This is a genomic window from Prevotella sp. oral taxon 317 str. F0108 (assembly GCF_000162415.1).
GTDB classification, from domain to species: Bacteria; Bacteroidota; Bacteroidia; order Bacteroidales; family Bacteroidaceae; genus Prevotella; species Prevotella conceptionensis.
In genome coordinates, this window is record NZ_GG740072.1 from 1,400,853 (window position 1) to 1,415,282 (window position 14,430).

A 14,430-nucleotide genomic window follows, 5' to 3' on the forward strand; every position below is an offset into this window, starting at 1 on the left:
TTTTAACCACCAAAAAGAAGACAATAAAGCATTTTATTTGTAAATTTGCCTTAAGAATTAATCAAAATTGCTGCGCCTTTTTCTGGCATCAGCAAATAACTAAAAACAAAATAACATGAAAACAATTTTTAAATTAACTATAATTTGCACAGGTATTGTGCTAGCAAGTTTGTTTAGTACAACAACTGCAAAAGTAGACGACCCTTCAAATCCGCCTGTCGATTATGGGCCAGGATTCAGTGGATGTCTCGGTGAGAAAGGCACTTGTGGAATAACAAAGAACGGGACCAAACTTGTTGGAAAGTGGGTGGAAATTTAAACGTAGCAGAATGATTACCGTTTCACTATCATTTTTTACGGCAGGCACATCTGTCTGCCGTAAATTATTAAGCCTTATCTCCGTATTACTGTTAGTTTCTTCATCTTTTGTACATGCACAGCAACCCCAAAATCTAAAAATTCACATAACAATAGACAATGGATTGTCACTCAACGACATTAATGTAAGCATAGACTATGCCAACAATAAGACAATTGGCAAAACGAACGAGGATGGCATCTTTGTTGCACAAATTGTTCCTGTACCAGACACAGACACGTGTAAGGTGAGCATTCACGCCTTTATGTACCAGTCCAAGGATACGACACTAACTCTTTCGCAAACCAAAATCCACGAGATACGCCTCAATCACTTGGAGCTGCAAGAGGTGAAAGTAACAGGATACAAACGTATTGCCAGCACTAGTGCCAACAAAACAACATTCGACATTGATCGAAGAGGATTTCCTGTGAATGCCAAGGCCGATATGGCATTGAGCCGTTTACCAGGTGTGATGAAAAGCGGAGATTCCTTTTCACTTCCTGGGAACAACAAGCCTACAAGCCTACGCATAGACGATAGGGAGGTAGACATAAAAGAACTGATGACTCTAGACCTGAAAGATATAGAGAGAGTTGAGGTACTAAGGCACGGAACAGACGAAGCATCGGATGGTGGAGTGATAAATGTCATCAAGAAAAAACACTTGCCGTCGTTAGTAAAGGGGCAGATGAGCCTAAGCGCAGCTAATTTTTCGGAAGAACGATACGGCACGTTCCCTCAAATAACACTACGTACACAAAGCATAGAGTTCACCGCATTCCTATCGGGACACCTCTCCAATCAACACTCGTGGCAGACTATAGCATGGAACGGAGAACAGAACTATCATTCAGACAAAAGCGCAAAAGTGGGGCAATGCACAGCAAATGCAAAACTAAGCATTTTTGCCACTCCGAAATTTAAAGCATCAATAGCCTATACCTTCTTTGGTTTCAACAGCAAGATAAACGCCCAGACAGAGAGTAAAGCAGGATTCTCGGGTAAACAAAAAATCACCGAAGGATACGGCAGCCACAACATAAACATTGTGTCTTGCTACGAAATAAGCAAGAACAAACTACTAAACTTGAAAGCCCGCTTTCGCAAATACAAGTCAACCAACGAGAACGACCAGCCTGTCTCCTTAATATACGAAACAGGCATGAACGAGCTTACAGGGGAACTTTCATACCAAGCTAACAACTTGCACTTTATCGGAAAAGGAAACGACCTGCAAATGGGTTACAAAAACATTTACAGGCAACACTTGCTGAGTGCCTATACACGAAAATTCTATACCAACATACACAACCTGTTCCTTACGGAAAGTTTTAGCTTAGGTGGTCCGTTTGACGCATACGTGGCCGTTAGGAATGAATGGACCGCTAACAGAATGGAAACAAAACACAGCAATTACCACACACTTCTACCCACACTGGCTCTAAATGCCAACAGCAAAATAGGCAGTATCTCTGCCTCTTACAGTCGCAAAATCAATAGGCCAAGCGTGGATTACCTCAATCCAGAAACATTTTATGTGAGCGAACATGAACAGTTTCAAGGAAACATCAACCTCGCTCCACAATACACCAACAACTTTTCACTACAAATTAGGAAACAATTGCGTAATAGCTACCTCAATGCTTTCGCCACATACGCACACACAACAAATTTGATAGAATTGGTATTCAGTGATAATCTTGACTGCTCCACATACGAAAATGCAGCACGAGCCAACATTTACAGGATGGGAGCAGGCATCTATCTGCCCATGTTGAGCCACAAACTCAACATTAACTTCAACATGAGCGTAAACCATGAGCAATATAAACTCTATAACCGCTTTGCAGAGAAAACGCTCATGAGAAACATACAACAAAGCGGATGGACTGTCAACAGTGCCTTAAACCTAAGCTTTTCTGCGCCTAAGGGATGGTATTTCAACCTAAACGGAAACTATATAAATAAGTCTTTCGACCTAAACAGCAGCACTACACATCGCCCCTCGCTTTCTATTCTTGTCAAAAGAAGCTTTCTTAAAGACCTATTGGAGCTGTCACTCAACTACCAAGATGTGTTTGGGTGGAACCAACGCACCACCACAATCTACCATTTCAAGACAGGGTTTCGAACCATTACGTCCAAGCTATCCACCTCATCAATATCACTCTCCGCCAACATTACTTTTGGTAAGAGTTTCAGAACACGGCGAGTTGGCACAAACATCAACAACGATGACACAAAAACGAAAGAACAATAAACATGAAATGCAACATTACATATCGGGTACTTGTGTGTGGAATCGTTCTGTTTTTCGCATACACACTTGCCAACAAGCTGCTTAACCTAATTCGTTCGAACTCAATATTGCAAAAACGGGGTTATTCCACCCCATGCACATTAAGTACGTTGCATATGGAGCTTTGGCTTTTGAATGCGTCTCTATTGTAGGCTTACTTGTGAAAGAAAGAGTGGGCCTTTGGCTATCGTTAAGTATGATGGCTACTTTTTCCATTTATATTGTTATCCTTCACCTATTAAATAGATATGAAATTTGCGGATGTGGCGGAATTCTCAACGGATTATCCTTTACTACGCACCTGGCTATAAACATAGGTATTATTATCATACTGACCTATCTACTAAAGAAAAATGAAACAATTTAAGAACACAAAAGAAAAGCATATATACAGCATAGCTACAATCCTGTTGTTGCTATGCTGTATATTGTCCTTTTTACTATTATCCATAAGAGGTAAGTCTGCAGAATACAATTACTCCTTTCAAAGGTTCTACATAAAAAATCCATTCAAACAATGTACAAACCCATGCAAAGGAATTGATTTTTCAAAACCGAATGGAGTCTGTTGTGACCCAGAAAACATCCTAGTACAATATAAAACAGATAAAAACACGATAATAAAACAACTCAAAAGGAATGGAATAATAGCTAGAATCTACAAATCTGCCAAATTTGACACACAGATTTTCGGGCAACTCGGCAATCAAATATATTATATTTCACGCTCTTCTCTATTTCTTTCAGACACAACTGAACAACTTAGATTTAATAAGGTGAAGTTATCCCAGCTACTTATCAATGCAACGCCAATTAATGACAGTACATTACTCGTAATAAAAAATGATTCCATAACCAATAATAATGGAACGAGCTTTGGAATACTAAATGTGAAAACAAAACAATTCACTCAGCTAGGAAAGGGAGGTTACTTGCCAGAAAATAACAAATACAAAACTTATCAAGAACAAGTATTAGCTTACGATGGCCATTTCCTTAATACAAATGAGGCAATAACATACACATTTACGCATATTCCATACATATACGTGTTTGACAAAACAGGAAAACTAACTAGAATTGTCAAAACGCTAGATAACGTACCGGCTCCTTCAATCATCAGGTATGGTGATTTCTACATCTTTGAAAGGGGTAAAACTTTTAATTCTAACGTAGGTGCATTTGCAAAAGGTAATTCATTATTTGTACTTTCCTATCGTATTTCCACTCATGCTCATTATATAATAGACAAATACGACTTATGCAAAGGCAAATATCAAGGGAGTTTCTCCGTTCTAAATAAAAACAACATGAACAATAAAGCCATAGATAAATTACTCTTCCTAAACCACCACGTTCTTATCGTTTCAAAAGACAGCGCAACTGTGCTCAAAGTATCTTAAAACTAGGTCTGTAACCTTTTTATGGTTCTTATACATTTAACATTGAAAGAACATAAAGAAACATAAACGCTTGGTTTAAGCCTTACACATCCACAAACGCAAAAAAGAGTCTGTTACTAGTTTGTCGACAGGGATAAGAACCCGCCCCTACTCAATAATGATGACCCTTATACCCATATTTTGCAACATGGAGATTACATTTTTTAGAGAAAACATGTAACCATTTTCATATTTATTATTACCTTTGCAGCATATTTAGCTGAATACAAACAATTATATAATAACGTTATATGTCTTTTATTTTATTTATTACCGTTCTGATAACGGCTGTCCTTCTGGTTGTGGCGGCATTTGCCATAGCCAAGGCAATAGGGCCTCGGTCGTACAATGCGGTGAAAGGTGAGCCATTCGAGAGTGGTATCCCGACGCGCGGTTCCTCGTGGATTCCCGTGCACATCGGTTATTATCTCTTTGCCATCCTTTTCCTCATGTTCGACGTAGAGACCGTATTCCTCTATCCGTGGGCAGTGGTTGTCAAGCAGTTTGGAGCTTTGGCTCTGGCGAGCATTGGTTTCTTTTTGGTGGTACTTGTATTTGGCCTGGCCTACGCTTGGCGGAAAGGAGCATTGGAATGGAAGTGAAACAACCCCATATCAAGAGTATTCCCTACGCGGAATTTAAAGACAACGACACGCTCGAACAAATCATGAACGAACTACACGAAGGTGGCGTGAACGTTGTTGTTGGTTCGCTAGACCAAGCCATCAACTGGGGGCGCAGCAATTCGCTGTGGTCGCTCACCTTCGCAACAAGCTGTTGCGGTATCGAATTCATGTCGGTGGGATGTGCCCGCTACGACTTCGCACGCTTTGGCTTTGAAGTAACGCGCAACTCGCCTCGTCAGGCCGACCTCATCATGTGCGCAGGAACCATCACCAACAAGATGGCGCCCGTTATGAAACGCCTATACGACGAAATGGCCGACCCGAAATACGTTATCGCCGTTGGCGGATGCGCCATCAGCGGCGGACCTTTCAAGTCGAGCTACCACGTGGTGCGAGGCATCGAAGAGATTGTTCCCGTAGACGTTTTCATTCCCGGATGTCCTCCAAGACCAGAGGCCATTCTCTACGGAATGATGCAGCTGCAACGTAAAGTGAAGGTTGAGAAATTCTTTGGCGGAGCAAACCGCAAGGAAAAGAAACCCCTGGTTATCATGGATGTTCCAAAGGATTTCGATAAAGACAAGGAATGAGACGCTATTATGAAACTAAATAACATTGAATTAAACGCGAACGATTTTGCCAACGAGATGGCAAAATTAAGAAATGAAAAACATTTCGACTTCCTCGTCACCATCGTTGGTGAAGACTTTGGAGAGGAAGGTTTCGGGTGTATCTATATTCTGGAGAACACTCAAACCTACGAACGCATCTCGGTTAAAGTCGTTGCTGCCGACCGCGAGAACCCTTACTTGCCCTCGGTGACTAGCCTTTGGAAAGCCGCCGACCTGCTGGAACGCGAGGTTTACGACTTCTTCGGCATCAAGTTCATCGGACATCCCGACATGCGAAGGCTCTATCTGCGTAGCGATTTCACGGGCTACCCCCTAAGAAAAGACTACGACATGGACCCCGAGAAGAACAAGGCTCACATGTACGACGACCCCGAACCCGACTATACCTTGCAATATAGCCTAGATAAAGACGGGAATTTGGTGGAAACACGCCATAAACTGTTCGGAGACGACGACTATGTGGTGAACATCGGACCGCAACACCCAGCCACACACGGCGTGTTGCGCCTGCAAACGATACTAGACGGCGAGGTGATTAGGAAGATTTACCCACACTTGGGCTACATTCACCGCGGCGTGGAGAAGATTTCGGAAAGCTATGTCTATCCCCAGACACTGGCATTTGCCGACCGTTTGGACTATCTCAGCGCAACCATGAACCGCCATGCACTGGTGGGCGTGATTGAAGAGGCGATGGGCGTGGAGCTTACCGACCGCATTAAATATATCCGTACCATCATGGACGAGCTGCAACGCCTCGACTCGCACCTGCTGTTTTACAGCTGCTGTGCGCAAGACGTTGGCGCATTGACAGCATTTATATATGGCATGCGCGACCGCGAGCAGGTTATCAACGTGATGGAAGAGACCACCGGTGGCCGACTCATCATGAACTATTACCGCATTGGCGGTTGTCAAGCCGACATCGACCCCAACTTTGTGCAGAACGTAAAGAAACTTTGCGCCTACATGAAACCGATGTTCAAAGAATATCAAGATGTATTCACTGGCAATGTTATCATGGAAAACCGTTTCAAAGGCGTGGGTATGCTATCTCGTGAGGATGCAATCAGCTACGGATGTACGGGCGGAACGGGTCGTGCAGCAGGCTGGCAGAACGATGTTCGCAAACACCACAGCTACGGCGTGTACGATAAGGTAGACTTTAAAGAGATTACCTACAACAACGGAGACAGCTACGACCGCTATATGGTGCGCATGAAGGAGATGGAACAGAGCGTTCACATCTTGGAAACGCTTATCGACAACATCCCCGAAGGCGACTTCTACATCAAGCAAAAGCCCATCATCAAAGTGCCCGAAGGCCAATGGTACTTCTCGTGCGAAGGTTCGCGCGGCGAGATTGGCGTGTTCCTCGACAGCAAAGGCGACAAGAGCCCCTATCGTTTGAAGTTCCGTCCTATGGGTCTGCCTTTGGTTTCGGCCTTAGACACCATGCTACGTGGCGAGAAGATAGCCGACCTTATCGCCGTCGGCGCATCGTTAGATTATGTTATACCCGATATTGACAGATAATTATGTTTGACTTTTCAATCGTTACGACGTGGTTTGACAGTCTGCTGCGAGATACTTGCGGACTGAGCAGCTTTTGGGCCATACTCATCGAATGTGTGCTCGTGGGTGTATTCATATTGGCTGCGTATGCCATATTGGCAATCCTGCTTATCTTCATGGAACGCAAGGTGTGTGCGGCTTTCCAATGCCGTCTCGGCCCGATGCGTGTTGGACCGTGGGGTATTTTCCAAGTTATCGCCGACGTTTTGAAGATGCTTATCAAAGAAATCTTCGCTGTCGACAAGGCCGACAAGCTGCTCTACTCCATCGCTCCCATACTGGTGCTGATTGGTTCGGTGGGTGCTTTCTCGTTCATGCCGTGGAACAAAGGCGCAACAATCTTGGATTTCAACGTCGGCATCTTCCTGATGACGGCCATTTCGAGTATCGGCGTTATTGGTATATTCATCGCCGGATGGAGTTCCAACAACAAATATAGCGTTATTTCGGCCATGCGTGGTGCGGTACAGATGATTTCTTACGAGATGTCGTTGGGCCTTTGCCTCATCGCAGCCGTGGTTCTTACGGGCACAATGCAGGTTAGCGGCATCGTGGAAGCACAGAGCGGCCCCTTTGGGTGGCTTATCTTCCAGGGCCATATCCCCGCCATTATCGCCTTCGTGGTGTTCCTCATCACAGGAAATGCCGAAGCAAACCGTGGTCCGTTCGACTTGGCCGAGGCCGAAAGCGAACTTACCGCAGGTTATCACACCGAGTATTCGGGTATGGGTTTCGGTTTCTTCTACTTGGCCGAGTATCTAAACCTCTTCATTGTAGCAGGTGTTGCCTCGATGGTTTTCCTTGGAGGATGGATGCCTATACACATCGGTGTTGACGGTTTTGATAAGGTGATGGACTATATTCCAGGCATCGTTTGGTTCTTGGGCAAGGCATTCGCCCTGGTTTGGGTGCTCATGTGGATACGTTGGACGTTCCCCCGCCTTCGCATCGACCAGATATTGAAGTTGGAATGGAAATACCTGATGCCCCTGTCCTTGCTCAACCTCGTGTTCATGACAATTGTCGTGGCCTTTGGTTGGTACATTAAATAACGAAAAAGACATGGAAGATAACAAGAAATCATATTTTGGCGGTATACGAGATGGCATCAAGTCGCTCGCCACGGGCCTACGTGTCACGCTGCGCGAGTACTTTACGCCGAAGGTAACTGAACAATACCCCGAAAACAGAAAGACCACTTTGCACGTGGCAAAGCGTTCGCGTGGCAGGCTCGTTATGAAACGCGACGAGAACGATGTGGTGAAATGTGTGGCCTGCCTGATGTGCGAAAAGGCCTGTCCTAACGGTACCATACGCATCGTTTCGGAAATGGTGACCAACGAGGAGGGCAAGAAGAAACGCCAATTGGTGAAGTACGACTACGATTTGGGCGACTGCATGTTCTGCGAACTGTGCACAAACGCCTGCAACTTCGACGCCATCGAGTTCACCAACGACTTCGAGAACTCCGTATTCAACCGCGACAAGCTTGTCATTGAGCTAGACAAGGAACACTACCAAAGCTCCTTGCCCAACATCATTGACGGCGGTGCGGAAAGCGAAATCGGAACTTTCAACACTAAAACAAAATAATAGGAGTAGACATCTTTATGGCAAATATCATCATGTTTTGCATCTTGGCCGTGGTAATTATCGGCTCGGCCATCGTATGCGTATTCACAAAGAGAATTATGCGGGCGGCTACTTTCCTGCTGTTCGTGCTCTTTGGCGTGGCAGGTGTTTACTTCCTGTTAGACTATACCTTCTTAGGCACGGCACAAATTGCCATCTACGCCGGCGGATTGACGATGCTTTACATCTTCGCCATCCAGCTGGTGTCCAAGCGAACCTTGCAAGGCTTGCAAGAAAGACAACGCGGAAAGACCGTCGTTGCTGGCGCATTGGTAGCCCTTATCGGACTGGTTACCGTGGCATTGGTGTTGCTTAAGAACCAATTTATAGACATGTCGGCCAGCATGGTCGATGCCGAAGTGCCCATGTCGGTTATCGGAGAGAAGATTGTCGGTGCAGGCAAGTACCAGTACGTGCTGCCTTTCGAGTTCATTTCCGTATTTCTCTTGGCATGTATCATCGGCGGAATAATGATTGCAAGAAAGGAGGATAAGAAATGATACCCGTAGAATTGTTATTGGGACTGAGCACTTTGCTCTTCTTCATTGGCTTTTTCGGCTTTGTAACGCGGCGTAACCTCATCGCGATGCTCATCTCCATCGAGCTGGTGCTCAACTCGGTTGACATCAACTTTGCCGTATTCAACCGCATACTTTACCCTGGCGAACTCGAAGGTTTCTTCTTTTCCTTGTTCTCCATCGGCATCAACGCCGCCGAAACGGCAGTGGCCATCGCTATCATCCTTAACGTTTACCGCAGGTTCCACAGTGATCAGGTGAACAGTATTGAAAACATGAAACTATAAACGACAATGGAATACAATTTTGTATTTTTGATACTTCTTCTGCCTGCGCTATCATTCCTCGTGCTAGGGCTATTAGGCATGAAGATGCCGCACAAGGTGGCAGGTTCCATCGGAACGGTGGTTCTGGGCACAATCTTTTGCCTTTCCATCTATACGGCGTACGAATACTTCATCGGACAAGGCCGTGGAGCCGACGGACTTTACCCCCACGTTACGGCGTTTAACTTCTCGTGGTTGAAGTTTTCCGAATTGCTGACGTTCAACCTTGGCTTCCGTCTCACCCCCATTTCGGTGATGATGCTGGTGGTTATCACCACCGTGAGCCTCATGGTGCACATCTACTCGTTCGGTTACATGCACGGCGAAAAGGGTTTCCAGCGCTATTACGCCTTCCTTTCGCTCTTCACCATGTCGATGTTGGGCCTTGTTGTGGCCACGAACATCTTCCAGATGTACCTATTTTGGGAACTTGTGGGTGTGTCGTCCTATCTTCTCATCGGCTTCTACTACCCTCAAGGGGCTGCCGTTGCCGCATCGAAGAAGGCATTTATCGTAACTCGCTTTGCCGACTTGTTCTTCCTTATCGGCATCTTGATTTACAGTTTCTACGTAGGAACGTTCAACTACGACCTCAACGCCATGCCTTCGCTCCACGATCAGGTGGCAGGTTCAGCCGTAATGATGCCCGTAGCCCTGTTCTTCATGTTCATCGGCGGTGCTGGTAAGAGCGCCATGTTCCCCTTGCACATTTGGTTGCCCGATGCAATGGAAGGTCCTACGCCCGTATCGGCGCTTATCCATGCCGCAACGATGGTTGTAGCAGGCGTGTTCCTTGTGGCCAGCCTCTTCCCCATCTTCGTAGAGTTCGCCCCCGAACAGTTGCATTGGATAGCCTACATCGCAGCCTTCACGGCCTTCTATGCCGCAGCTGTGGCTTGCGTACAGAGCGACATCAAGCGCGTTTTGGCCTTCTCTACCATCTCGCAGATTGGTTTCATGCTCGTGGCACTTGGCGTTTGTATGCCCGACCCTGCAACAGGCTCCGTGGCTATGACCGAAGAATACGCCGATGTGCAAGGCCTTGGCTACATGGCAGGCATGTTCCACCTCTTCACTCACGCCATGTTCAAGGCTTGTCTCTTCTTAGGTGCAGGCTGTATCATACATGCCGTACACTCAAACGAGAAAGAATACATGGGCGGACTACGCAAGTACATGCCCATTACGCACTGGACATTCCTCATTTCCTGTCTCGCCATCGCTGGCATACCGCCTTTCTCAGGCTTCTTCTCGAAAGATGAGATATTAGTAGCTTGTTACAATTTCAGTCCTGTTATGGGCGCAGTGATGAGCGGCATCGCCATGATGACGGCTTTCTACATGTTCCGACTCTACTATGTGATATTCTGGGGCAAGAGCTACTACGAAACGCACATCAACGAAGGAGCGCACAAGCCCCACGAGGCTCCGCTCACGATGACTTTCCCCTTGATATTCCTGTCCGTCATCACGGTAACCTGCGGTTTCTTGCCCTTTGGCGAACTCGTTTCTGCCAACGGCATAGGATTCCATACCCACATCAACTGGGGTGTCGCAGGCACCAGTGTGGCATTGGCCCTTATTGGAATTGCAGCAGCAATGCTGATGTACAAGAAGGCCGAAACGCCTTTCGCCGACAAGTTGGCCAAGACGTTCCCCGCACTTCACCGTGCAGCCTACAAGCGTTTCTATATGGACGAGATTTGGCAATACGTTACCCATCGCATCATCTTCCGCCTCATATCCAAGCCCATCGCGTGGTTCGACCGCCATGTAATCGACGGCACGTTCAACTTCTTGGCTTGGAGCTCTAACGAAGCAGGCGAAAGCATACGTCCCTGGCAAAGCGGCGACGTGCGTCATTACGCCATTTGGTTCCTCTCCGGAGCCGTTGCCCTTACCTTGGTTTTGCTATATATGTTGTAATATGAGGTAACAACCAAATAAAAGAAAAACAAAATGAGTATATTAACATTATTCGTAGTTATCCCCGTGCTGATGTTGCTGGGCCTTTGGCTCTCGCGCAACCTCAATCAAGTGCGCGGTGTGATGGTTGTCGGCTCATCGTGCTTGTTGGTACTTTCGGTTTGGCTCACCATCGCTTTCCTTCAAATGCGCGATGCAGGCAACACCGATGCCATGTTGTTTCAATACACCGTGGATTGGTTCAAGCCGCTCAACATAGCCTACGCCGTTGGTGTCGACGGCATTTCGGTGGTGATGCTCCTCCTTTCTAGCATCATCGTGTTCACAGGCACATTTGCATCGTGGCAGTTAAAGCCACTAACAAAAGAGTATTTCCTTTGGTTCACCCTGCTTAGCATTGGTGTTTACGGTTTCTTCATCTCGGTAGACCTCTTCACCATGTTCATGTTCTACGAGGTGGCACTTATCCCCATGTACCTGCTTATCGGCGTTTGGGGTAGCGGCAAGAAGGAGTATTCGGCCATGAAACTAACCCTCATGCTTATGGGTGGTTCGGCTTTGCTCATCATCGGCATCATCGGCATCTACTTCTTCAGTGGTGCAACCACGATGAACATCCTCGAATTGCAAGCCCTGCACAACATTCCAGAGAGCGTACAAAAGGTGCTTTTCCCCTTCGTATTCATCGGATTTGGCGTGCTTGGCGCACTCTTCCCCTTCCACACATGGTCGCCCGACGGTCACGCATCGGCTCCAACAGCCGTGTCTATGCTCCATGCAGGCGTATTGATGAAACTTGGAGGCTATGGATGTTTCCGCATTGCCATCGTGCTTTTGCCCGAAGCTGCCCATCAGCTATCATGGATTTTCATCATCCTCACCACCATTTCGGTGGTATATGGTGCCTTCTCGGCCTGCGTACAAACCGACTTGAAGTACATTAACGCCTACTCTTCGGTGTCGCACTGTGGCTTGGTGCTCTTCGCCCTGCTCATGATGACGCAAACTTCGTGCACGGGAGCCATCTTGCAGATGCTCTCTCACGGACTGATGACGGCCCTTTTCTTTGCCCTTATCGGTATGATTTACGGCCGTACACACACACGCGACATCCGTCAGCTGGGCGGATTGATGAAGATAATGCCTTTCCTCAGCGTGGGTTATGTCATTGCCGGTTTGGCCAACTTGGGCTTGCCAGGTTTCTCTGGTTTCGTTGCCGAAATGACCATCTTCGTGGGTTCGTTCCAAAACAACGACGTATTCCACCGTACGGCCACCATCATTGCCTGTACCGCAATCGTTATCACGGCGGTCTACATCCTGCGTGTTGTGGGTAAGATACTTTTTGGCAAAGTTGCCGACCCCCATTACGAGCAACTCACCGATGCCACTTGGGACGAGCGTTTCGCCGTTGGCTGCCTCATCTTCTGCGTTGCAGGCCTTGGCCTTGCACCGCTTTGGGCAAGCAACATCATCAGCGACACGCTAGGTCCGATTATCGACCACATCAACAACGTAACCGCAATAGCATCACTTTAAACGTTTCGTACAATGAATTTAGATTATAGTCAGTTTTTCCACATGATGCCCGAGGTTACCTTGATGGCCATGTTGGTGATTGTCTTTATCATAGATTTCGCCACAGCTCATAAAGCCCCCATCGTGATAACCAACGATAAGACGGCACCTTCGCCACGTCCTTGGTTCAATCCTTTGGTGTGCGCATTCATGCTGATACATATTCTTCTGAACTGTTGTCCCACCGAACCAGCCACGGCCTTTGGCGGAATGTATGCCACCACGCCCATGATTGGCGTGTTGAAAACCATCCTTGCCTTCGGAACACTCATCGTTTTCATACAGGCACGCACGTGGCTTTCGCGTCCCGACAGCACTTTTAAGGAAGGCGAATTTTATATGCTCATCATTTCAACACTACTTGGAATGAACATGATGGTAAGCGCCGACCACTTCTTGCTCTTCTTCTTAGGGCTCGAAATGGCATCCGTGCCTATGGCTTGCTTGGTGGCGTTCGACAAGTATCGCCACAATTCGGCCGAGGCAGGCGCCAAGTTCATCCTCACCGCAACCTTTTCTAGCGGCGTGATGCTCTATGGCCTCACCTTCATCTATGCCGATGCAGGTTCGCTTTACTTCAACGAAGTGTCTCAACACCTATCGGCCACGCCCATGACGGTTATGGGAATGGTGTTCTTCTTCAGCGGATTGGGCTTTAAAATTTCGCTTGTGCCCTTCCACTTCTGGACAGCCGACACCTATCAAGGTGCACCAACAACCATCACGGGCTATCTCTCCGTGGTGTCTAAGGGTGCCGCAGCCTTTGCGCTTTGCTCTATCCTGATGCACGTTTTCGGTGTACTGTTAGAACAATGGCAATATCTTCTCGGCATTGTCATTGTGTTGAGTATCACCATTGCCAACCTCTTCGCCATACGCCAAACCGAACTTAAACGTTTCATGGCGTTCAGCTCGATTTCGCAAGCAGGATATATCATGCTCGCCGTGATGGGCGATTCGGGTATGGGCGTAACCGCTCTCACCTATTATATATTGGTGTATGTGGTGGCCAACATGAGTGTTTTCACCATCATCAGTGCCATCGAAGAGCGCAACAACGGCGTAACCGATATGGATGCCTACAACGGACTCTACTCCACCAACCCCAAGTTGGCCTTCCTTATGACGTTGGCCCTCTTCTCGCTTGGTGGCATTCCGCCCTTTGCAGGTATGTTTAGCAAGTTCTTCGTGTTTATGGCCGCCTTAGAACAAGGTAGCACTTGGGCTTACGCCATCGTGTTCATCGCGTTGATTAACACCGTTATCAGCCTTTACTACTACTTGCTCATCGTTAAGGCGATGTACATCAACAAGAGCGAAAACCCCTTGCCAGCCTTCAAAAGCGACTGCAACACGCGCTTGGCCTTAGCCATCTGCACCCTAGGCGTTGCACTCTTCGGTGTTTGCAGCTACGTGTACGACTGGATTTTCGCCGCCCTGTAACCCTCACGAACCATCTTGCCCACGAGGATAAGACACCTATCCCCCAAGGGCACACAAGTAATAAAGCCCCGA

At 47.0% G+C, this 14,430-nt stretch carries 13 protein-coding genes and 1 pseudogene; all 14 read left to right on the top strand.

Annotated elements, in window-relative coordinates:
- Positions 1 to 115 precede the first annotated feature (115 nt).
- The 14 genes and pseudogenes from HMPREF0670_RS05320 (at position 116) to HMPREF0670_RS05385 (ending at position 14,358) form a co-directional block, all read left to right on the top strand.
- A complete protein-coding gene (locus HMPREF0670_RS05320) occupies positions 116 to 319 on the top strand; it encodes a hypothetical protein (protein ID WP_044077734.1) in 204 nt (67 codons plus the stop codon).
- 10 nt (positions 320 to 329) lie between these two features.
- Positions 330 to 2,621, top strand: coding sequence for an outer membrane beta-barrel family protein (locus HMPREF0670_RS05325; protein ID WP_009230139.1), 2,292 nt, complete (start codon positions 330 to 332; stop codon positions 2,619 to 2,621).
- 97 nt (positions 2,622 to 2,718) lie between these two features.
- A pseudogene (locus tag HMPREF0670_RS17520) lies at positions 2,719 to 3,027 on the top strand (MauE/DoxX family redox-associated membrane protein); the annotation flags it as partial.
- Positions 3,014 to 4,063: a hypothetical protein gene (locus HMPREF0670_RS05335; RefSeq protein WP_009230140.1), complete on the top strand. Its 1,050-nt coding sequence runs from the start codon at positions 3,014 to 3,016 to the stop codon at positions 4,061 to 4,063. The pseudogene HMPREF0670_RS17520 and the gene HMPREF0670_RS05335, both read left to right, overlap by 14 nt.
- 290 nt (positions 4,064 to 4,353) lie before the next feature.
- On the top strand, positions 4,354 to 4,704 hold the full coding sequence (locus tag HMPREF0670_RS05340) for an NADH-quinone oxidoreductase subunit A (RefSeq protein ID WP_009230141.1): 351 nt from the start codon (positions 4,354 to 4,356) through the stop codon (positions 4,702 to 4,704).
- On the top strand, positions 4,695 to 5,318 hold the full coding sequence (locus HMPREF0670_RS05345) for an NADH-quinone oxidoreductase subunit B (protein WP_009230142.1): 624 nt from the start codon (positions 4,695 to 4,697) through the stop codon (positions 5,316 to 5,318). The genes HMPREF0670_RS05340 and HMPREF0670_RS05345 overlap by 10 nt, the downstream gene beginning before the upstream one ends.
- A 9-nt stretch (positions 5,319 to 5,327) precedes the next feature.
- Complete coding sequence (locus HMPREF0670_RS05350) at positions 5,328 to 6,896, top strand: NADH-quinone oxidoreductase subunit D (RefSeq protein WP_009230143.1); 1,569 nt, start codon at positions 5,328 to 5,330, stop codon at positions 6,894 to 6,896.
- Positions 6,897 to 6,898: 2 nt separating this feature from the next.
- Positions 6,899 to 7,987 (top strand): NADH-quinone oxidoreductase subunit NuoH, encoded by a 1,089-nt coding sequence (gene nuoH / locus HMPREF0670_RS05355; RefSeq protein WP_009230144.1) that lies wholly within the window; start codon positions 6,899 to 6,901, stop codon positions 7,985 to 7,987.
- A gap of 10 nt (positions 7,988 to 7,997) precedes the next feature.
- A complete protein-coding gene (locus tag HMPREF0670_RS05360; protein ID WP_009230145.1) occupies positions 7,998 to 8,528 on the top strand; it encodes a NuoI/complex I 23 kDa subunit family protein in 531 nt (176 codons plus the stop codon).
- Between the two features lie 17 nt (positions 8,529 to 8,545).
- Positions 8,546 to 9,067 (top strand): NADH-quinone oxidoreductase subunit J, encoded by a 522-nt coding sequence (locus tag HMPREF0670_RS05365; protein WP_009230146.1) that lies wholly within the window; start codon positions 8,546 to 8,548, stop codon positions 9,065 to 9,067.
- Positions 9,064 to 9,372 carry an NADH-quinone oxidoreductase subunit NuoK gene (gene nuoK, locus HMPREF0670_RS05370; protein ID WP_009162889.1) on the top strand — a complete coding sequence of 103 codons (309 nt, stop codon included), beginning with the start codon at positions 9,064 to 9,066 and terminating at the stop codon, positions 9,370 to 9,372. The genes HMPREF0670_RS05365 and nuoK overlap by 4 nt, the downstream gene beginning before the upstream one ends.
- Positions 9,373 to 9,378: 6 nt before the next feature.
- Positions 9,379 to 11,337 carry an NADH-quinone oxidoreductase subunit L gene (locus HMPREF0670_RS05375; RefSeq protein WP_044077737.1) on the top strand — a complete coding sequence of 653 codons (1,959 nt, stop codon included), beginning with the start codon at positions 9,379 to 9,381 and terminating at the stop codon, positions 11,335 to 11,337.
- Between the two features lie 33 nt (positions 11,338 to 11,370).
- Positions 11,371 to 12,876 carry a NuoM family protein gene (locus HMPREF0670_RS05380; RefSeq protein WP_009230148.1) on the top strand — a complete coding sequence of 502 codons (1,506 nt, stop codon included), beginning with the start codon at positions 11,371 to 11,373 and terminating at the stop codon, positions 12,874 to 12,876.
- 12 nt (positions 12,877 to 12,888) lie between these two features.
- Positions 12,889 to 14,358: an NADH-quinone oxidoreductase subunit N gene (locus tag HMPREF0670_RS05385; protein ID WP_009230149.1), complete on the top strand. Its 1,470-nt coding sequence runs from the start codon at positions 12,889 to 12,891 to the stop codon at positions 14,356 to 14,358.
- Positions 14,359 to 14,430 lie beyond the last annotated feature (72 nt).